Source organism: Pseudomonas sp. HS6, assembly GCF_023375815.1.
Lineage (GTDB): Bacteria > Pseudomonadota > Gammaproteobacteria > Pseudomonadales > Pseudomonadaceae > Aquipseudomonas.
Map to the genome: position 1 here is coordinate 729,090 of NZ_CP067412.1, position 18,333 is coordinate 747,422.

Sequence of the window (18,333 nt, forward strand, 5' to 3'; positions counted from 1 at the left end):
TTCTTATTCGGCTGATTCCACGGCCGCGATCATCCGCACGACATCCACCGTTTCTGCCACATCATGGACGCGCAATATACGCGCGCCTTTGACGGACGCCAGTGCAGCCAGGGCCAAACCACCATACAGGCGCTCGCCCACCGGGCGATTCAGGGCCTGCCCGATCATGCTTTTTCGCGAGACGCCGACCAACAGAGGTCGCCCCAATGCATGAAGGGCATCCATATGCCTGAACAAGCTTAGATTGTGCTGCAAGGTTTTGGCGAAACCGAAGCCCGGATCGAGAATGATCCGCTCCGCAGGTATGCCAGCCGACGCGCATCGCTCCATGCGCTCGGCGAGAAACTCACCCACTTCCCGGGTGACATCCTGATATTGCGGGTTGTCCTGCATGTCACCGGGCTCACCCAGCATATGCATCAGACAGACCGGCAACCCCGTGGCCGCAGCAGCATCCAGCGCACCATCACGCCGCAGCGATCGCACGTCATTGATCAATCCAGCCCCCAACCGCGCAGTTTCCCGCATGACAGCCGGGGTCGACGTATCGACAGAGATGATCACATCCAGCTCACGATTGATCAGCTCCACAATGGGCGCCACACGCTCCAGCTCCTCAAGCGGTGAAACCGCTCGCGCACCAGGCCGCGTTGACTCTCCGCCGACATCAATCAGCGTCGCACCGGCCAGCACCATCGCCTCGGCATGACGCAAGGCAGCATCAAGCTGGCTGTATCGGCCGCCATCGGAGAAGGAATCGGGAGTGACATTGAGAATGCCCATGACATGCGTCCGGGCCAAATCAAGAACCCGGTTGCCGCAAGGCAACCGGGTCAGGGACTGTACAGAAGTCATTTCAAACCTTAAACGTCAGCAGCCGGACCGCCAATCGGTGTTTCCGGACGCTCATCCTGAACCACCGGAGGAGGCGTGCCAGTACCGGTGCCACCCGACCAATCGCGAGGCTCGCGTGGTGCGCGACCCGCCATGATGTCGTCGATCTGTTCGGCATCGATCGTCTCGTACTTCATCAAGGCATCAGCCATGGCATCGAGCTTGTCACGGTTGTCCGTAAGGATCTGCTTGGCGGTGCCGTAGCACTGATCGATGATGCTGCGTACTTCCGAGTCGATCAGCTTCGCAGTTTCCCCAGAGAAGCTGGCGCTCTGACCACCACCACCACGCCCCAGAAACACCTCGCCCTCTTCTTCCGCATACATCAACGGACCGAGCTTCTCGGACAGACCCCACTTGGTCACCATGTTCCGTGCAATCTGGCTGGCACGCATGATGTCGTTGGAGGCACCGGTGGTCACACCATCGAAACCCAGGGTCATTTCTTCAGCAATACGGCCGCCGTACAGCGAGCAAATCTGACTGATCAGCGCACGCTTGGAAAGGCTGTAGCGATCTTCTTCCGGCAGGAACATGGTCACACCCAGCGCGCGACCGCGCGGGATGATCGACACCTTGTAGACCGGATCATGCTCAGGCACGACGCGACCGACAATGGCGTGGCCAGCTTCGTGATAAGCCGTGTTCTGCTTCTCTTTCTCGGACATGACCATGGATTTGCGCTCGGCACCCATCATGATCTTGTCTTTGGCCAGCTCGAATTCCTTCATCTCGACAATGCGCTTGCCAGCACGGGCAGCGAACAGCGAAGCCTCGTTGACCAGGTTCGCAAGGTCGGCACCGGAGAAGCCCGGAGTACCACGAGCGATAACGGCCGGAGCCACGTCATCACCCATTGGCACTTTACGCATGTGCACTTTGAGGATCTGTTCGCGCCCACGGATATCCGGCAGACCGACCACCACCTGACGGTCGAAACGACCTGGACGCAGCAAAGCAGGGTCCAGTACGTCAGGGCGGTTGGTTGCCGCGATGACGATGATGCCGTCATTCATTTCGAAGCCGTCCATCTCGACCAGCAACTGGTTGAGAGTCTGCTCACGCTCATCGTGACCGCCGCCCATGCCAGCACCACGATGGCGACCAACGGCGTCGATCTCGTCGATGAAGATAATGCAAGGTGCGTGTTTCTTGGCCTGTTCGAACATATCGCGAACACGGCTGGCACCGACACCGACGAACATTTCGACGAAGTCGGAACCGGAAATGGTGAAGAACGGCACCTTGGCTTCGCCGGCAATCGCCTTGGCCAGCAAGGTTTTACCGGTACCTGGAGGACCGACCATCAACACGCCGCGAGGAATGCGGCCGCCCAAGCGCTGGAACTTGCCCGGATCACGAAGGAATTCGACGAGCTCGCCGACCTCTTCCTTGGCTTCGTCGCAACCAGCAACGTCAGCCAGGGTAGTTTTCACCTGATCTTCGGATAGCAGACGCGCCTTGCTCTTGCCAAAGCTCATCGGCCCGCCCTTGCCGCCCGCACCGCCCTGCATCTGGCGCATGAAGAACATGAACACCGCGATGATCACCAGGATCGGGAAGCTGGCCACCAGAAGCTGGGTCCAGATGCTTTGCTGCTCAGGCTGCTTGCCTTCGACCACGACGTGGTTGTCGACCAGGTCGCCGATCAGGCCATTGTCCTGAATTGCCGGACGAATGGTCTTGAAGCTGTCGCCATCGTTGCGCTTGCCGGTAATCACGTAGCCATCAACCGCTACGCGCTCGACCTTGCCATCCTTGACCTGCTGGATGAAGTCGGAATAGTTGAGGGTCTGCGGCTCGTTAGGGCTGGAGAAGTTGTTCATCACCGTCACCAGGACAGCCGCGATGATCAACCACAGGATCAGATTCTTTGCCATATCGTTCAATTAACTACCCTCTGAAGCAAGCTCCGCTACTGGCGCGCGCTTCGCATGATATTCACCGGCCTAACTTACTACATTACCTACAGCTCTGGCAGGCGCCGTCTGTAACCCTTTGTGAAACACTTTCTACACAATATTCGCTTATGCGCGCGGGGCGAAATACGAAAAACCTATCACCCCGCCAAAAAACCTCGTTTTACTCGCTACGGCCGCGATAGCCCCAAGCCAGCATATATTGCTCACGGGAGCTGCCACGGGAAGAGTCCGGCTTGATCATCTGGATCTTGTCGAATTTCCGACGAGCATCCTTCAGGTAAACATCAAACCCTTCGCCCTGAAAAATCTTGATCACGAAATTGCCACCTGGCTTGAGTATCCGCTCCGCCAGATCAAGCGCCAGTTCGCAAAGAAACATGGCTTTTGGCATATCCACTTCAGGCGTACCACTCATATTGGGGGCCATATCGGAAATCACAAGGTCCACCTGCGAATTACCCACGGCCTCAAGGATCTGAGCGAGCACTGCGTCCTCGGTGAAGTCACCCTGGATGAAAGTCACGTCCGGAATGCTGTCCATTTCCAGGATGTCCGAGGCGATCAGTCGCCCCTGACCACCGATCAGCCGGCTAGTGACCTGCGACCAACCGCCAGGCGCTGCGCCGAGGTCGACGACGCTCATGCCCGGACGGATCAGCTTATATTTCTCCTGGATCTCCAGAAGTTTGTAACTCGCACGCGAGCGGTAGCCATCCTTCTGCGCCTGTTTCACATAGGGATCGTTGACATGTCGTTTCAGCCAACCAAGGCTTGTCTTGGAACGCGCCATTGGGCACCTCGTTGATTAGGGTCGTGATTAATTGGGCGGATCCACGAGCCCTCGGGTAAAATGGCCGCCATTTTACAGAATCCAGACGAAAGGGTCAGATTATGCCGCTCACTCCAGAGCAGAAGAAACAGTACAAATCCATCGGTCACCACCTGAAACCAGTTTTGACGGTGGCTGACAACGGTTTGACTGAGGGTGTTTTAGCCGAACTCGAACGCGCCTTGGCGGATCACGAGCTGATCAAGATCAAGCTCAACATCCTCGATCGCGAAGCACGCCTGGCGTCCGTTGCAGAGCTGTGCAAGGTCGGCAAGGCCGATCTGGTTCAAGTCATCGGCAAGATGGCACTGATTTACCGCAAGAACTTCAGCGTCAACAAGCAGCTGTCGAACGTCCATCGCTTCAAGTGATGGCAAGGGTCAAGGGTGTGCTTCGCGCACCCTGCCACTCCATCCCGGTACTGGCTGCAACACCAGTACCAGCCCGGAAAAACCCAGAACAAGATAGCTGAACACCTGCCAGCGCTGCGCATCCGGCCAGCCGACACGCACTGCGATATACATCGCACTCGCATACAACGCCATCAGCAGCACTTGCCCGCGAAAATCCCGCCATAGACTGGCAAGGCCCTCGGCCTGTACCAGCACCAAAGCCTGAAAAATCACGCACGCGGCAGCGAAACCCACCACCGGCACCTCAAACGCACTGGCGACTTCGTCGATCAGCAGCGGCGCCAGGCCAATCTTGCCCAGCACCGGCCGCAGACCGAGGTGCACCAGCCATAACCCGCCGACCCACAACATCTGGGTCAGCTGCCAGAGCATGGCGCCCGCATGCAGCAGGCGCCCTGTTTCAGATGTGACGGACTTCGACAATCTCGTACTCGATAACGCCACCAGGCGTTTTCACGGCAACGACGTCACCCTCTTCCTTGCCGATCAAGGCACGGGCCAGAGGCGAACCGACCGAAATCTTGCCGAGTTTGAAGTCTGCTTCGTCCTCACCAACGATGTGGTAGGTGACGCTTTCATCAGTCTCGACGTTGGCAATTTCAACGGTGGTGCCGAAAATCACTTTGCCCGTGTGAGGAATGGTCGTGACATCAATGACGACCTGATTCTGGATCCGGCCTTCGATGTCACGAATGCGCGCCTCGACCATGCCCTGCTGTTCGCGGGCAGCATGGTATTCAGCGTTTTCCTTCAAGTCACCCAACTCGCGGGCCGTACCGATGTCCTGGCTGAGCTTCGGACGAACGACCTTGGTCAGGTGAGTATGTTCTTCTTCCAGGGCGCGAGCGCCCTGAACAGTCATCGGGTACTTGGTTATGCTCATGCCTTCAATCCTGCGTGTAGATCCTGCAAGCGGCGTACGGTCTTCTCGGGACCGAACTTCAGCGCTTCGCAGATGGCTTCGCCAGCAGCAATGGTGGTGGTGCAGTAAATCTTGTGCTGCAGGGCGTTGCGGCGAATGGAATAAGAGTCGGCGATCGACTGACGACCTTCGGTGGTGTTGATGATCAGGGTGACTTCGTCATTCTTGATCATGTCGACCACGTGCGGACGCCCCTCGGTCACCTTGTTCACGCGACGCACTTTCAGACCTGCGGCTTCAATCAGCTTGGCAGTGCCGGCAGTGGCGACCACTTCGAAGCCCAAGTTGATCAGATCACGGGCCACGCCTGCAACCAGCGGCTTGTCGTCATCACGCACGCTGATGAATGCGGTACCGCCGGTCGGCAGCACTTCGCTGGCGCCCATCTGGGCTTTGGCAAAGGCTTCGCCGAAGGTGTCGCCGACGCCCATCACTTCACCGGTGGACTTCATCTCTGGACCGAGGATCGGGTCAACGCCAGGGAATTTGGCGAACGGGAACACCGCCTCTTTCACACTGTAGAAGTTCGGGATGATTTCCTTGGTGAAGCCAATTTCCTTCAGAGTTTTGCCGGCCATTACGCGGGCAGCAATCATCGCCAGGGAAACACCGATGCACTTCGATACGAACGGCACGGTACGGGAAGCACGCGGGTTGACTTCGATGACGTAGATGTCTTCGCCTTGCAGCGCCAACTGAACGTTCATCAGGCCGACCACGCCCAGTTCCAGGGCCATTTTCTTGACCTGTTCGCGCATCTCGTCCTGGATGTGCGCCGGCAGCGAGTACGGCGGCAGCGAGCATGCGGAGTCACCGGAGTGAACGCCCGCCTGTTCGATGTGCTGCATGATCGCGCCGATCACTACATCCTTGCCGTCGCAGACCGCATCCACGTCCATCTCGATGGCGCAGTTGAGGAAGTGGTCGAGCAGCACCGGGCTGTCGTTCGACACTTGCACCGCATCACGCAGGTAACGCTTGAGCTCTTCTTCCTTGTAGACGATTTCCATCGCCCGGCCGCCCAGCACGTAGGACGGACGCACCACCAGCGGGTAACCGATCTTCGCGGCAGCGCGAACGGCTTCGTCTTCGCTACGCACGGTAGCGTTTGGCGGCTGACGCAGGTTCAAGCGCTCAACCATTTGCTGGAAACGCTCACGGTCTTCGGCACGGTCGATGGCGTCAGGGCTGGTGCCGATGATCGGTACGCCGGCCGCTTCAAGGGCGCGAGCCAGTTTCAGAGGAGTCTGGCCGCCGTACTGGACGATCACGCCTTTCGGCTTCTCGACACGGCAGATTTCCAGCACGTCTTCCAGGGTCACCGGCTCGAAGTACAGACGGTCGGAAGTGTCGTAGTCAGTGGAAACGGTTTCCGGGTTGCAGTTGACCATGATGGTTTCGTAGCCGTCTTCGCGCAGGGCGAGGGCAGCGTGTACGCAGCAGTAGTCAAACTCGATGCCCTGGCCGATACGGTTCGGACCACCACCCAGAATCATGATCTTGTCGCGACCGGACGGCGCGGCTTCGCACTCTTCCTCGTAAGTCGAGTACAGGTACGCGGTGTCGGTGGCGAACTCGGCGGCGCAGGTGTCGACGCGCTTGTAGACCGGGAACACTTCCAGCTTTTGACGGTGAGTGCGCAGGTTCTTCTCGGTGACGCCCAGCAGCTTGGCCAGACGCTGATCGGAGAAACCTTTGCGCTTGAGCTTGAACATCAGGTCGCGGTCGATAGCGGACAGACCGAGGGTCTTGACCTTCTCTTCGTCCTTGATCAGATCTTCGATCTGTACCAGGAACCACGGGTCGATCATGTTCATGCCGAAGATTTCTTCGACGGTCATGCCGGCGCGGAAAGCGTCCGCCACGTACCAGATACGCTCGGCGCCCGGTACGGTCAGCTCGCGCTTGAGCACGCTCATGCTTTCCGGGTTGCTCAGATCGACTTTCTCGTCCAGACCGCAAACGCCCACTTCCAGACCGCGCAGGGCTTTCTGCAGGGATTCCTGGAAGGTACGGCCGATGGCCATGACTTCGCCTACCGACTTCATTTGAGTGGTCAGGCGTGCGTCAGCGTTGGCGAACTTCTCGAAGGCGAAGCGCGGCAGCTTGGTCACGACGTAGTCGATGGACGGTTCGAAGGACGCCGGAGTCTTGCCGCCGGTGATGTCGTTCGACAGCTCGTCGAGGGTGTAGCCGACCGCCAGTTTGGCCGCAACCTTGGCGATCGGGAAACCGGTGGCTTTCGAAGCCAGGGCCGAGGAACGCGATACACGCGGGTTCATTTCGATCACGACCATGCGGCCGGTGTCCGGGCAGATGCCGAACTGAACGTTGGAACCGCCGGTCTCGACGCCGATCTCGCGCAGTACCGCCAGCGAGGCGTTACGCAGGATCTGGTATTCCTTGTCGGTCAGGGTCTGGGCCGGAGCCACGGTGATCGAGTCACCGGTGTGCACGCCCATCGGGTCGAAGTTTTCGATCGAGCAGACGATGATGCAGTTGTCCTTTTTGTCACGGACAACTTCCATTTCATATTCTTTCCAGCCGATCAGCGATTCGTCGATCAGCAGTTCCTTGGTCGGCGAAAGGTCCAGACCACGGGAACAAATTTCTTCGAACTCTTCACGGTTGTAGGCGATGCCGCCGCCGGTGCCACCCATGGTGAAGGACGGACGGATAATGCACGGGAAGCCCAGGGTTTCAAGCACCGCATAGGCTTCGTCCATGCTGTGGGCGATACCGGAACGCGGGCACGCCAGACCGATGGACTTCATCGCCTTGTCGAAACGCGAACGGTCTTCAGCCTTATCGATGGTGTCGGCGTTGGCGCCGATCATTTCCACGCCGAATTTCTCCAGAACGCCTTCGCGCTCCAGGTCCAGTGCGCAGTTCAGAGCAGTCTGACCGCCCATGGTTGGCAGCACCGCATCCGGACGCTCTTTTTCGATGATCTTGGCAACGGTCTGCCACTTGATCGGCTCGATGTAGGTGGCGTCGGCCATGTCCGGGTCGGTCATGATGGTGGCCGGGTTGGAGTTCACCAGGATGACGCGGTAACCCTCTTCGCGCAGGGCTTTGCAAGCCTGGGCGCCGGAGTAGTCGAATTCGCAGGCCTGGCCGATAACGATCGGGCCAGCGCCGAGAATCAGGATGCTTTTAATGTCTGTACGTTTTGGCATGGGTTTGTCACTCAAATCCGCAGGTCAGTCGGCAAGCCGTCTTGATCGATTTCTGAAGTCCCGAGGGGGCCGCCGGCTTCGGGGCCGCCCTCGAGGGGCTTCTCGCTACAGTCTCAAGGCGAGCGCTTAGCGTCGCTTGGCCATCTCGTTGATGAAGCGGTCAAACAGTGGCGCCACATCATTCGGGCCCGGGCTCGCTTCAGGGTGCCCCTGGAAGCTGAACGCGCTCTTGTCGGTGCGCTCGATGCCTTGCAGGGTGCCGTCGAACAGCGATTTGTGGATCGCGCGGACGTTGGCTGGCAGGGTCGCTTCGTCAACCGCAAAGCCGTGGTTCTGGCTGGTGATCATCACGACGCCAGTGTCCAGATCCTGTACCGGGTGGTTGGCACCGTGGTGGCCGTGGCCCATTTTCAGGGTCTTGGCGCCGGAAGCCAGAGCCAGCAGTTGATGACCGAGGCAGATGCCGAAGACCGGAATTTCGGTTTCCAGCACTTCCTTGATCGCCTTGATCGCGTAGTCGCAAGGCTCCGGATCACCAGGGCCGTTGGACAGGAACACGCCGTCCGGCTTCAGGGCCAGCACATCGGCAGCCGGGGTTTGCGCCGGTACCACGGTGACGCGGCAGCCGCGCTCGACCAGCATGCGCAGGATGTTGACCTTGACGCCGTAGTCGTAGGCAACCACGTGGTAAGGCAGCTCGGAGGCTTCGATGGTCGCGTGGCTGTCGGTTTTCAGATCCCAGACAGTGGAGCGCCATTCGTATTGGGTCTTGGTGCTGACGACTTTCGCCAGGTCCATGCCCTTCAGGCCCGGGAAGCCTTGCGCAGCGGCAATGGCGGCTTCTTCGGAGATGTTGTCGCCGGCCATGATGCAGCCGTTCTGAGCGCCTTTTTCACGCAGGATGCGGGTCAGACGGCGGGTGTCGATACCGGCGATTGCCACAACATTGTTGGCTTTCAGGTAGTCGGACAGGGACATCGTGTTACGCCAGTTGCTCGCTACCAGCGGCAGGTCACGGATGACCAGGCCAGCGGACCAGACGCGGTCGGACTCGGCGTCTTCCGGCGTGGTGCCGGTGTTGCCGATGTGCGGGTAAGTCAGGGTAACGATCTGTTGGGCGTAGGAAGGATCGGTAAGGATTTCCTGATAGCCGGTCATTGCGGTGTTGAACACCACCTCACCAACGGTCTGACCGTCGGCTCCAATGGCTTCGCCGCGAAAAATGCTGCCATCAGCAAGGGCGAGTATGGCTGGCTTAGTCAAGAAGACCTCCCGTAAATAACGCATGAAAGGGCAATCGCAGGTTGTAAAAAAGCGGAGTGACGTATGGACACGTCACCCCGCTTCTTCACTGAATTATTCTGCGCGCTTTTAGTGGACACACTAAAGCTGTAGCTTACAGAAAAAGGGATTTTTGGTCTACCGCCAATGAGCCTGAAAGGCCGCAGAATGCGACAGGGCGTCGCCGGGCGGAGTAAAACCGGCACAAACAGGGCGTTTGCGCCGGGTTCAAACAAGGCTCAACGCAAGTCGAGCACGTCCTGCATGTCATAAAGACCGGGCTCGCGAGCATCCAGCCACAGCGCAGCACGCACAGCACCCTTGGCGAACGTCATGCGGCTCGAAGCCTTATGGGTGATCTCCAGACGCTCGCCTTCACAGGCGAACAGCACCGTGTGATCGCCCACGACATCACCGCCGCGCACGGTGGCGAAACCAATGGTTTCACGCTCACGCACACCGGTGTGACCTTCACGACCATAGACCGCAACCTTCTGCAGATCACGATCCAGCGCACTGGCGATCACCTCGCCCATGCGCAGGGCGGTGCCTGATGGCGCATCGATCTTGTGACGGTGATGAGCTTCGATGATTTCAATGTCTGCGTCATCACCCAGCACCCGCGCCGCCATGTCGAGCAGTTTCAGCGACAGGTTGACGCCAACACTGAAGTTGGCAGCAAACACGATCGGAATATCCTTGCCCGCCTCGGCCAGCAACTGTTTCTGGGCAGCATCCAGACCGGTGGTGCCGATTACCATGGCCTTGCCGGCCTTGCGGCAGAACGCCAGATTTTTCAGCATGACTTCCGGCAGGGTGAAGTCGATCAACACATCGAACTCCTCCGCTACCGATTCCAGATTCCCGGACAACGGCACGCCGATTCGCCCAAGCGAGGCCAGCTCACCGGCATCCACTCCGATCAGCGTGCTGCCAGGACGGACAATGGCAGCCGTCAAACCGGTCAGCGGCGCGCGCTGCTGCACGGCCTCGACCAGAATCTTGCCCATGCGCCCGGCGGCACCCATTACAGCTATACGTCGCATGCCGACTCCTTACAGATCACCGAAGAAGCGCTTCACGCCATCGAACCAACCGGTGGTTTTTGGCGAGTGGCTGTTGTCGTCCGCCAGAGAGCTGCGGAACTCTTCGAGCAATTCACGCTGACGACGATTCAGGTTGACCGGAGTCTCGACCGCCACACGGCACATCAGATCACCCGCACCGCCACCACGTACCGGCGCCACGCCCTTACCGCGTACGCGGAACTGCTTGCCGGTCTGAGTCCCTTCAGGGATTTTCAGTTTGACGCGACCGTCGAGGGTCGGGATTTCCAGCTCTCCACCCAGCGCCGCATCGACAAAGCTGATCGGCACTTCGCAAAACAGATGCTTGCCGTCACGCTGGAAGATCGCGTGCTCACGCACGTTGATCACAACGTACAGGTCGCCAGTCGGCCCACCCTGGGTACCCGCCTCGCCTTCGCCGGACAGACGAATGCGATCACCGGTATCAACACCGGCTGGCACTTTGACGGAGAGGGTTTTGTACTCTTCGACGCGACCGTCACCGTGGCAGGAGTCGCACGGGTCGGAAATGATCTTGCCCTGGCCATGGCAGCGCGGGCAGGTCTGCTGTACGGAGAAGAAACCTTGCTGCATGCGCACCTGGCCGATGCCGCCGCACGTCGGGCACGTCGATGGCGACGAACCTTTCTTGGCGCCCGAACCATCGCATGGTTTGCAGTTCACCAGCGTCGGAACACGGATATTCACGGTCGTACCGCGCACCGCTTCTTCCAGGTTCAGCTCCAGGGTGTAGCGCAAGTCGCTGCCACGCTGGGCGCCGCCACGGGAACCGCCGCGACCGCCACCGAAGAAGTCACTGAAGACATCACCGAAAATGTCGGAGAAGTTCTGACCGCCGAAACCGGCGCCGCCGCCACCCATGCTCGGGTCGACGCCGGCATGGCCGTACTGATCGTACGCCGCACGCTTGCTGGAATCGGACAATACTTCGTAGGCCTCGTTGGCCTCTTTGAACAGTTCTTCCGACGCTTTGTCATCGGGATTACGGTCCGGGTGATGCTTCATCGCCAGACGGCGATAGGCCTTCTTCAGGTCTGCGTCGCTCGAGCCACGCTCAACACCCAACACTTCGTAATAGTCACGCTTTGCCATAAGTCTTTGCACTCTTAAGGACGTTCGGCAAACCCCTCCTGAGCTTCGCCAAACTCGTTGAGCCCCAATACAGGCCCGGACCCAACTCACGTCAATTCAACGATCCTGGTCTTTGATTCATGCGGCACTTTCGGCTCGAAAAGCAGGAGCATTTCCGACCATGCCACCAACACGCAAAGCTTGTCGCATGCTGTAAAAATTCGCGTATTCCAGATACGCCAACGCGGGAGCAAGCTCCCGCGCGGCGACATCCTACCAGTCAGTGCCCAAAGGCAGTCAACCGGCCGACCAACAACTTACTTGTGGTCTTTGACTTCTTCGAACTCGGCATCGACAACATCGTCAGCCTTTTCAGCTTTCTCTGCGTGCGGTGCCGCGCCTTCGGCAGGCTGAGCCTGTTCGGCGTACATCTTCTGGGCAACCGGCGCGGAGACTTTCGACAGCTCTTCGATCTTCGCTTCGATGGCAGCCTTGTCGTCGCCTTTGACGGCGGCTTCCAGGGCAACCACGGCCGCTTCGATTGCAGTTTTCTCTTCTGCAGTCACTTTGTCGCCAGCGTCGGTGATCATTTTGCGAGTCGAGTGAACCAGCGCGTCACCCTGGTTACGGGCACCGGCCAGCTCTTCGAACTTGCGGTCTTCCTCAGCGTTCAGCTCGGCGTCGCGCACCATCTTCTGGATTTCTTCATCCGACAGGCCGGAGTTGGCCTTGATGGTGATCTTCTGCTCTTTGCCGGTCGCCTTGTCTTTCGCGCCGACGTGCAGGATGCCGTTGGCGTCGATGTCGAAGGTCACTTCGATTTGTGGCACACCACGTGGCGCTGGTGGAATCTCGGCCAGGTCGAACTTGCCCAGGGACTTGTTCTGTGCGGCTTGCTTGCGCTCGCCTTGCAGGACGTGAATGGTCACGGCGCCCTGGTTGTCGTCGGCAGTCGAGAACACTTGCGATTTCTTGGTAGGAATCGTGGTGTTTTTCTCGATCAGCGCAGTCATCACGCCACCCATGGTTTCGATACCCAGAGTCAGCGGGCTGACGTCGAGCAGCAGAACGTCTTTCACGTCACCGGCCAGAACGGCGCCCTGGATAGCAGCACCCATGGCAACGGCTTCGTCCGGGTTCACATCTTTACGAGCTTCTTTACCGAAGAAATCGGTAACCAGTTTCTGTACCAGCGGCATACGGGTCTGACCGCCGACCAGGATCACGTCGTTGATCGCGCCAACGTCGAGACCGGCGTCTTTCATGGCGATACGGCAAGGCTCGATGGTGCGCTGAACCAGGTCTTCAACCAGTGCTTCGAGCTTGGCACGCGAAATCTTCACGTTCAGGTGCTTAGGACCGGTGGCGTCTGCAGTGATGTACGGCAGGTTCACGTCGGTCGACTGAGCGGACGACAGCTCGATCTTGGCTTTCTCAGCGGCTTCTTTCAGGCGCTGCATGGCCAGCGGGTCACCTTTGAGGTTCATGCCGCTTTCTTTCTTGAATTCGTCAACGAGGTAGTCGATCAGACGAATGTCGAAGTCTTCACCGCCCAGGAACGTGTCACCGTTGGTGGCCAACACTTCGAACTGGTGCTCGCCGTCAACTTCAGCAATCTCGATCACGGATACGTCGAAAGTACCGCCACCCAGGTCATAAACGATCACGGTGTGATCGCCCTTGGCCTTGTCCATACCGTAAGCCAGAGCGGCTGCGGTTGGTTCGTTGATGATACGTTTAACGTCCAGACCCGCGATGCGGCCGGCGTCTTTGGTCGCCTGACGCTGGCTGTCGTTGAAGTAGGCCGGAACGGTGATCACCGCTTCAGTCACCGCTTCGCCGAGGTAGTCTTCGGCGGTCTTCTTCATCTTCTTCAGAATTTCAGCCGAGATTTGTGGCGGCGCCATTTTCTGGCCGTTCACTTCCACCCAAGCGTCGCCGTTGTCAGCCTTGGCGATCTTGTAAGGCACCATCTGAATGTCTTTCTGTACGACTTCTTCTTCGAAGCGACGACCGATCAGACGCTTTACCGCGTACAGGGTGTTGTGGGGGTTGGTCACTGCCTGACGCTTGGCGGACTGGCCGACCAGGATTTCGCCATCATTGGCGTAAGCGATGATCGAAGGCGTGGTACGCGCGCCTTCGGCGTTCTCGATAACTTTGGCCTGGCCGTTTTCAAGAATGGAGACGCAGGAGTTGGTAGTCCCCAGGTCGATACCGATAATTTTGCCCATGTTAACTCTCCCGAAACTTTGGATTTGGTTGCCGCAGCGGTTGTGGCCAACTGCGGTAGCACTTAAACGCTTGACTTCTAAATGGGGGCCTTGCGGCTAATTTCAAGCCTTCTCGTCAATCGAAGGCGAAACTGGCGCCGGCGCCTTGCTGACCACGACCATCGCCGGACGCAGCAGACGACCGTTGAGCTGGTAGCCCTTCTGGAAAACCTTCAACACGCTGTTCGGTTCCACATCAGCGCTTTCCTGCATGGCCATCGCCTGATGCTGAACAGCGTTGAACGGCTCACCTTCCTGCGGTGCGACAGCCACTAGCTGATAGCGCGCAAGGGTGTCGTGGAACATTTTCAGGGTCAGCTCGATGCCTTCGCGCATCGGACGGATGCTTTCGTCGTCCGGGTTCGACAGCTCGAGGCCGCGCTCCAGGCTATCGACGATCGGCAGCAGATCGCCGGCGAATTTTTCCAGCGCAAACTTGTGAGCCTTTTCGACGTCCTGCTCGGCACGGCGGCGGACGTTCTGCAGATCGGCAGCTACGCGCAGAGATTGATCCTGCGCGGCGGCCAATTGCTCTTCGAGCACTTGTACACGGGTCGCCAGGTCATCACCCGCAGTCTCGGGCGCCTGATTGGCTTCTGCTTTTTGCGTATCTACTGTCTGTTCGTCAGCCATAGAATTCTCCTTTCAATAACGTCCGCGAGCTCGACTCGCGCTTCTGCCCCGGTATATGGGGCCGCAAAATCAGGCTTCAAGGGCTGACAATGATTAACCCTACAAAAAAGTGCTGCATTGTCATTCCCGGGCGCGATAAGCATTTGATCGGATCAAGCCAATCGAGCTAAGCGAGGGCATTGTCAGGCCGAAACAAAACACTGTATAAATAACCAGACCTAAAGCCTGGGAGCGGCCTTTATGCTGGTGCACCTGTCCGTACACAACTACGCCATCGTTGAACATCTCGATCTCGAACTCGATCGCGGGATGAGCGTGATTACCGGGGAAACCGGCGCCGGCAAATCGATCATGCTCGACGCGCTGGGCCTGACCCTTGGCGATCGCGCCGACAGCGGCGTGGTTCGCCCGGGCGCCGACAAGGCCGATATCCTGGCGACCTTCGACCTGGTCGACATTCCCGAAGCCAGCGCCTGGCTGGCCGAGCGCGACCTGGAAATCGACGGCCCGTGCATTCTGCGCAGGGTCATCACCTCGGAAGGCCGCTCCCGTGGCTATATCAACGGCACGCCCTGCCCGCTCGGCGACCTCAAGGCCCTCGGCGAGCTGCTGATCGACATCCACAGCCAGCACGAACACCAATCCCTGCTCAAGACGGATACCCACCGTCGCCTGCTCGACGAGTATGCCGGTGCCACCGATCTGGCCCGACAGGTACAACTGGCCGCCCAGCGCTGGCGCCAGACCCGCCTGGAGCTAGAGCGCCTGTCCAACTCCGGCGACGAACAGCGCGCCCGCCATCAACTGCTCAGCTATCAACTCGAAGAGCTGGAAAACCTCGGCCTCGGCGAGAACGAACTGGAAGATCTGGAGCAGGAACACAAGAACCTGACCAACGCCGAAACCCTGCTGGGCATCTGCCGGCAAGTGGTCGAGCAATGCAGCGAAAGCGATTCCGGCAATGTGCTGAATGCGCTGACCGCCAGCCTCAATCGCCTGTCGAGCGTGAACAACTCGATCGACGCATTGGGCGAAGCCAGCAGTTTGCTGACCAGCGCGCAGATCCAGGTCGAAGAGGCTGTCGGCGAACTCAACCGCTTCCTCGACAACTTCGACGCCGATCCGGCGCGCCTGCTGTATCTGGAAGAACGCCTGGACGCCATTTACACCCTGGCACGCAAGCACCGGATCCAGCCGACCGAAGTCGCCGAGATGCAACAAAAATTGCTGGATGAAATCGAAACCCTCAACGCCAACGACGAATCCATCGAGCGCCTGGGCGAAGAACTTGCTTCGTATGCCCGTCATTATCAGGAAAAGGCTCGGGAGCTGAGCGATCTGCGCCATCAGGCTGCAGACAGCCTGGCCAGCGCAGTCGAACAAGAGATTCAAAGGCTCGGCATGCCCGGCGGGCGCTTCACCATCGAACTGCACCCCAACGCCAGTGGCGAACTTCTGCCCAACGGCCTCGAGCAGGTCGAACTACTGGTCAGCGCCAACCCCGGCCAACCATTAAAAGCCTTGGCGAAAGTGGCATCCGGCGGCGAACTCTCGCGGATCAGTCTGGCAATTCAGGTGATTACCGCCCAGACCTCGCGCGTCCCGACACTGGTATTCGACGAAGTGGACGTAGGCATCGGCGGCCCGACGGCCGAGATTGTCGGCCAGCTATTGCGGCGCCTGGGCGAACGCGGACAAGTACTGACCGTTACGCACTTGCCGCAAGTGGCAGCCCAGGGGCATCAGCATCTGTTCGTGCACAAGGTGCGAGGCGAACAGGCGACTCACACCGCCGTCTCGAAGCTGAGCAAAAGTGACCGCATAGAAGAAGTCGCGAGGATGCTCGGCGGCATTGATCTGACCAAAGAGTCTCTGGCGCACGCCAAAAAGATGGTGGTTACCGCAAAGGTTTAAGCACGACAGAAAGCACGAAGGCGACCCTTGGGTCGCCTTCGTTCGTTTCGCGAACCTGAAATTCGCGCGACATGCTTACTTTTTCTTGCGCACGTACAGCACCAGGTTGTGATCCACCAACTCGACACCGTGCTCCTCGGCAATTGCCTTCTGGAGTTTTTCGATTTCGACGCTGACGAATTCGACAACCTCACCGGTTTCCACGTTGACCATATGGTCGTGGTGGCCACCGTCGGCCAATTCGAATACCGCGTGACCGCCATCGAAGTTATGACGGACCACGAGGCCAGCCGCTTCGAACTGGGTCAGAACACGGTAAACCGTGGCCAGCCCGACGTCCTCGCCAGCTTCCATCAACGCCTTGTAGACGTCCTCGGCACTCATGTGACGCTGCTCGGTAGAGTCGAGCATTTGCAGGATCTTGACCCGTGGCAGGGTCACTTTGAGGCCGGCTTTGCGTAGTTCGCTATTTTCAACCATGGTCAGCTTTCTCGCGATGCTGCTTCGCAGCTTCTCTTAATGCGGGTATGATCGGCGTTTACGTTGTCCCAGCCAAGATAGTGGAAGTCGCCCACCGATGCAAAACACCAAGCTCTTGCTAACCAGTTTCACCTTTGTGGGACTGCTCGCACTCGCCGGTTGTTCATTCCCCGGGGTTTACAAAATCGACATCCAGCAGGGCAATGTCGTCACGCAGGACATGATAGACCAGTTACGCCCGGGAATGACCCGGCCGCAAGTACGGTTTATCATGGGCAACCCTCTGCTTGTCGACACGTTCCATGCCAATCGCTGGGATTATCTGTACAGCCTGCAACCTGGTGGCGGTGAACGCCAGCAGGAACGCATGAGTGTAATTTTCGACTCTAACGACCGCCTTGTCAGCCTGTCCGGTGACTTCATGCCGGGCGTGAGCCGTGACGAAGCCATTCTCGGCAAGGACAGTGGCACCAGCGTGACCGCTCCCGCTGAAAACGCCGAGAAGCCAAAACCGGAAAAACCGGTCAAGCCAGGCTCCTTGCTGGATCAGATCCAGAAGGACGTCGATGGTGTGGAAACCGTTCCGGTTCCGACACCAGAACCGCTGGACACCTCGCCGCAATAATTTGCGACGCAATAAAAAACCCGGAAATTCCGGGTTTTTTATTGCCTGCAGATTGGTGCGTCACTGATTTCTGGCTTTAGCCTCGGCAGCCTTGGCGGCCCGCAATCGGCGCACCTCTTTCGGATCAGCCAGCAGCGGTCGGTAGATTTCGAGGCGATCCCCCGCCTGAACAACCCGCACATCCGGATCGGCAACCACTTTACCGAAAATCCCGACCGGACAACCGGCCAGATCCAGCTCAGGAAATTCGGCATCAATGCCGCTGGCCGACAGCGCAGCACGAACCGTTGAGCCTTCTGCCACGCTGATCGTACGCAACACCTGACGCTCAACCGCCGCATACACCACTTCTATTTCGATCACCGGCTCAACCATGCATCTGCTTGGCGCGCTGACAGAATGCATCCACCAGTGTGTTCGCTGCCTGATTGAACAGCGGCCCGAGCGTGGCACGCACCAAGGGCCCGGCATAATCGAAGGACAGATCAAGGCTGATCTTGCAGGCTTTCTCGTTCAACACCTTGAACACCCAGACACCGTGCAACTGATTGAACGGACCTTCCTCGAGGTTCATTTCGATCGATTGTCCCGGCACCAGGGTATTGCGTGTCACGAAGTGCTGACTGAGGCCGCCCTTGGCCACACCGACACTGGCGCGCATGTGTTCAGGCGAGCTCTCCAGGACCTCTGCTGACGAGCACCACGGCAGAAACTCCGGGTAACGCGCCACGTCATTGACCAGGTCATAGAGAAATTGCGCCGGGTAAGGCAGCAGCGCTGATCGTTGAATATGTGTCGTCATGTAAGCG

General features: G+C 58.7%; 17 protein-coding genes. 3 read left to right on the plus strand and 14 right to left on the minus strand.

Going from position 1 to position 18,333, the window contains the following annotated elements:
- Positions 1-3: 3 nt before the first annotated feature.
- From folP to rlmE, 3 genes are all read right to left on the minus strand, one after another.
- Entirely contained in the window at positions 4-855 is an 852-nt protein-coding gene (gene folP / locus JJN09_RS03490; protein WP_192559751.1) for a dihydropteroate synthase, read from the minus strand.
- 8 nt (positions 856-863) lie between these two features.
- Positions 864-2,774, minus strand: coding sequence for an ATP-dependent zinc metalloprotease FtsH (gene ftsH / locus JJN09_RS03495; protein ID WP_249485683.1), 1,911 nt, complete (start codon positions 2,772-2,774; stop codon positions 864-866).
- Positions 2,775-2,976: 202 nt separating this feature from the next.
- Positions 2,977-3,606, minus strand: a complete 630-nt coding sequence (gene rlmE, locus JJN09_RS03500) for a 23S rRNA (uridine(2552)-2'-O)-methyltransferase RlmE (RefSeq protein WP_102619397.1) — start codon at positions 3,604-3,606, stop codon at positions 2,977-2,979.
- Positions 3,607-3,707: 101 nt separating this feature from the next.
- On the opposite strand from rlmE, the gene JJN09_RS03505 reads away from it, so the two are divergent.
- Positions 3,708-4,016, plus strand: coding sequence for a YhbY family RNA-binding protein (locus JJN09_RS03505; protein ID WP_011332401.1), 309 nt, complete (start codon positions 3,708-3,710; stop codon positions 4,014-4,016).
- 9 nt (positions 4,017-4,025) lie between these two features.
- On the opposite strand, the gene JJN09_RS03510 is transcribed toward JJN09_RS03505, so the two are convergent.
- The 8 genes from JJN09_RS03510 to grpE all read right to left on the minus strand — a co-directional run bounded on the left by JJN09_RS03510 (position 4,026) and on the right by grpE (position 14,505).
- Positions 4,026-4,430 carry an MFS transporter gene (locus JJN09_RS03510; RefSeq protein ID WP_192559750.1) on the minus strand — a complete coding sequence of 135 codons (405 nt, stop codon included), beginning with the start codon at positions 4,428-4,430 and terminating at the stop codon, positions 4,026-4,028.
- Positions 4,431-4,458: 28 nt separating this feature from the next.
- Positions 4,459-4,935 carry a transcription elongation factor GreA gene (gene greA, locus JJN09_RS03515; protein ID WP_096819323.1) on the minus strand — a complete coding sequence of 159 codons (477 nt, stop codon included), beginning with the start codon at positions 4,933-4,935 and terminating at the stop codon, positions 4,459-4,461.
- Positions 4,936-4,937: 2 nt separating this feature from the next.
- On the minus strand, positions 4,938-8,159 hold the full coding sequence (carB, locus tag JJN09_RS03520; protein ID WP_249485686.1) for a carbamoyl-phosphate synthase large subunit: 3,222 nt from the start codon (positions 8,157-8,159) through the stop codon (positions 4,938-4,940).
- Positions 8,160-8,285: 126 nt separating this feature from the next.
- The gene (gene carA / locus JJN09_RS03525) at positions 8,286-9,422 is read right to left on the minus strand and encodes a glutamine-hydrolyzing carbamoyl-phosphate synthase small subunit (RefSeq protein ID WP_064593337.1); all 1,137 of its coding nucleotides are present in this window, start codon (positions 9,420-9,422) and stop codon (positions 8,286-8,288) included.
- A 257-nt stretch (positions 9,423-9,679) separates the two neighbouring features.
- Positions 9,680-10,486 carry a 4-hydroxy-tetrahydrodipicolinate reductase gene (dapB, locus tag JJN09_RS03530; RefSeq protein WP_085729543.1) on the minus strand — a complete coding sequence of 269 codons (807 nt, stop codon included), beginning with the start codon at positions 10,484-10,486 and terminating at the stop codon, positions 9,680-9,682.
- A gap of 9 nt (positions 10,487-10,495) precedes the next feature.
- A complete protein-coding gene (gene dnaJ, locus JJN09_RS03535; RefSeq protein ID WP_249485688.1) occupies positions 10,496-11,620 on the minus strand; it encodes a molecular chaperone DnaJ in 1,125 nt (374 codons plus the stop codon).
- A 296-nt stretch (positions 11,621-11,916) separates the two neighbouring features.
- Positions 11,917-13,833: a molecular chaperone DnaK gene (gene dnaK / locus JJN09_RS03540; RefSeq protein ID WP_249485692.1), complete on the minus strand. Its 1,917-nt coding sequence runs from the start codon at positions 13,831-13,833 to the stop codon at positions 11,917-11,919.
- A gap of 102 nt (positions 13,834-13,935) precedes the next feature.
- The gene (gene grpE, locus JJN09_RS03545; protein WP_249485694.1) at positions 13,936-14,505 is read right to left on the minus strand and encodes a nucleotide exchange factor GrpE; all 570 of its coding nucleotides are present in this window, start codon (positions 14,503-14,505) and stop codon (positions 13,936-13,938) included.
- Positions 14,506-14,745: 240 nt separating this feature from the next.
- Between grpE and recN the strand changes: the two genes are divergently transcribed.
- Positions 14,746-16,419, plus strand: coding sequence for a DNA repair protein RecN (recN, locus tag JJN09_RS03550; RefSeq protein WP_249485696.1), 1,674 nt, complete (start codon positions 14,746-14,748; stop codon positions 16,417-16,419).
- Positions 16,420-16,494: 75 nt separating this feature from the next.
- Here the strand turns inward: recN and fur are convergent, their stop codons facing one another.
- Entirely contained in the window at positions 16,495-16,899 is a 405-nt protein-coding gene (fur, locus tag JJN09_RS03555; RefSeq protein WP_249485699.1) for a ferric iron uptake transcriptional regulator, read from the minus strand.
- A gap of 97 nt (positions 16,900-16,996) precedes the next feature.
- Between fur and JJN09_RS03560 the strand changes: the two genes are divergently transcribed.
- Positions 16,997-17,524, plus strand: a complete 528-nt coding sequence (locus tag JJN09_RS03560) for an outer membrane protein assembly factor BamE (RefSeq protein WP_085729538.1) — start codon at positions 16,997-16,999, stop codon at positions 17,522-17,524.
- A gap of 60 nt (positions 17,525-17,584) precedes the next feature.
- On the opposite strand, the gene JJN09_RS03565 is transcribed toward JJN09_RS03560, so the two are convergent.
- Positions 17,585-17,899 (minus strand): RnfH family protein, encoded by a 315-nt coding sequence (locus JJN09_RS03565; RefSeq protein WP_249485706.1) that lies wholly within the window; start codon positions 17,897-17,899, stop codon positions 17,585-17,587.
- Positions 17,892-18,326 carry a type II toxin-antitoxin system RatA family toxin gene (locus JJN09_RS03570; RefSeq protein ID WP_016986510.1) on the minus strand — a complete coding sequence of 145 codons (435 nt, stop codon included), beginning with the start codon at positions 18,324-18,326 and terminating at the stop codon, positions 17,892-17,894. Before JJN09_RS03570 ends, JJN09_RS03565 begins: the two co-directional genes overlap by 8 nt.
- Between the last annotated feature and the right edge of the window lie 7 nt (positions 18,327-18,333).

Bases quoted from the DNA above. Each gene is read 5' to 3' on its own strand.
- folP (WP_192559751.1), bottom strand. From the start codon at position 855: ATGACTTCTGTACAGTCCCTGACCCGGTTGCCTTGCGGCAACCGGGTT.
- ftsH (WP_249485683.1), bottom strand. From the start codon at position 2,774: ATGGCAAAGAATCTGATCCTGTGGTTGATCATCGCGGCTGTCCTGGTG.
- rlmE (WP_102619397.1), bottom strand. From the start codon at position 3,606: ATGGCGCGTTCCAAGACAAGCCTTGGTTGGCTGAAACGACATGTCAAC.
- JJN09_RS03505 (WP_011332401.1), top strand. From the start codon at position 3,708: ATGCCGCTCACTCCAGAGCAGAAGAAACAGTACAAATCCATCGGTCAC.
- JJN09_RS03510 (WP_192559750.1), bottom strand. From the start codon at position 4,430: ATGCTCTGGCAGCTGACCCAGATGTTGTGGGTCGGCGGGTTATGGCTG.
- carB (WP_249485686.1), bottom strand. From the start codon at position 8,159: ATGCCAAAACGTACAGACATTAAAAGCATCCTGATTCTCGGCGCTGGC.
- dapB (WP_085729543.1), bottom strand. From the start codon at position 10,486: ATGCGACGTATAGCTGTAATGGGTGCCGCCGGGCGCATGGGCAAGATT.
- dnaJ (WP_249485688.1), bottom strand. From the start codon at position 11,620: ATGGCAAAGCGTGACTATTACGAAGTGTTGGGTGTTGAGCGTGGCTCG.
- dnaK (WP_249485692.1), bottom strand. From the start codon at position 13,833: ATGGGCAAAATTATCGGTATCGACCTGGGGACTACCAACTCCTGCGTC.
- grpE (WP_249485694.1), bottom strand. From the start codon at position 14,505: ATGGCTGACGAACAGACAGTAGATACGCAAAAAGCAGAAGCCAATCAG.
- recN (WP_249485696.1), top strand. From the start codon at position 14,746: ATGCTGGTGCACCTGTCCGTACACAACTACGCCATCGTTGAACATCTC.
- fur (WP_249485699.1), bottom strand. From the start codon at position 16,899: ATGGTTGAAAATAGCGAACTACGCAAAGCCGGCCTCAAAGTGACCCTG.
- JJN09_RS03560 (WP_085729538.1), top strand. From the start codon at position 16,997: ATGCAAAACACCAAGCTCTTGCTAACCAGTTTCACCTTTGTGGGACTG.
- JJN09_RS03565 (WP_249485706.1), bottom strand. From the start codon at position 17,899: ATGGTTGAGCCGGTGATCGAAATAGAAGTGGTGTATGCGGCGGTTGAG.
- JJN09_RS03570 (WP_016986510.1), bottom strand. From the start codon at position 18,326: ATGACGACACATATTCAACGATCAGCGCTGCTGCCTTACCCGGCGCAA.